Genomic DNA, 824 nt, shown 5'->3' on the forward strand with positions numbered 1-824 from the left:
AAACACTTCTCCGGATCCGCAAAATCAGGAAATGGTTTGCCGGAAAGCCGACCATCTTGATCGAGAACTGAAAAATAATGAAGCAGAACTTAAGGGAAATTCAATTTACACTGGACTCTTTAAGTTCGTTTTCAATCCACAGAATATGAAGAGCTGCGAATCGTTATGGCAAACCGTGAGACCGTGGTTAAACGGCTTGTAAGTCAGTAAACCAGACCCACCGTTGGATAGAGATTGTCTTTCCTGAATTAAGACAAGTCTTTAAAATCCTAACCTGCAAAGGTGCTTTGGTAACCCTTCGCCTCTTTCCTCTGCCGACCAGATCTTTGTAAATTAGTGCCTAGCGATATCATTTCTGGCTGGCAAAAATCCATGGAACGGCATTCGGGTGTACGTAGAGCCAAATTGCTCGTCGAGCTGGCTAAGAAAACCATTGGTTTCAAACAGGCTACACACGCTTACAAACTCCATCTTGAGCAACTTCTTTATTCGTTACTTAAATGATATTTAACATTCACCTATTCAGTATATCGATCCTACAATGACCAATCGGTTATCCAATACTGAGGTCTACGGAAAAATTATATCAACTGGCGATATGCCCTCAAAGAAATAATGGCTCTCAAAACAGCTACAGCATTGGGATTATTGCAGAAGAAGTCTGTTACGCTACAAAGCAAGGTAAGAATTAGATCATTTTACTTTGGAGGAGACTCATTTCTTTCTAATCTTTCCGGCACTGAGAGCTTTTAAATACGTATTTCTTAAACTTTTAATTTTACGGTACATCGTTTTGTCTTTGAGTCTGTTAAACAGATCATGGG

1 protein-coding gene is annotated in these 824 nt (G+C 39.9%); it reads left to right on the plus strand.

The features are described 5' to 3' along the window. Positions 1 to 202, plus strand: a 202-nt coding sequence (locus AC1DUA_RS39430; protein ID WP_477504856.1) for a hypothetical protein, incomplete at its 5' end; no start/stop codon positions are given. Between the last annotated feature and the right edge of the window lie 622 nt (positions 203 to 824).

This window comes from Paenibacillus sp. 01T422, from assembly GCF_056398785.1.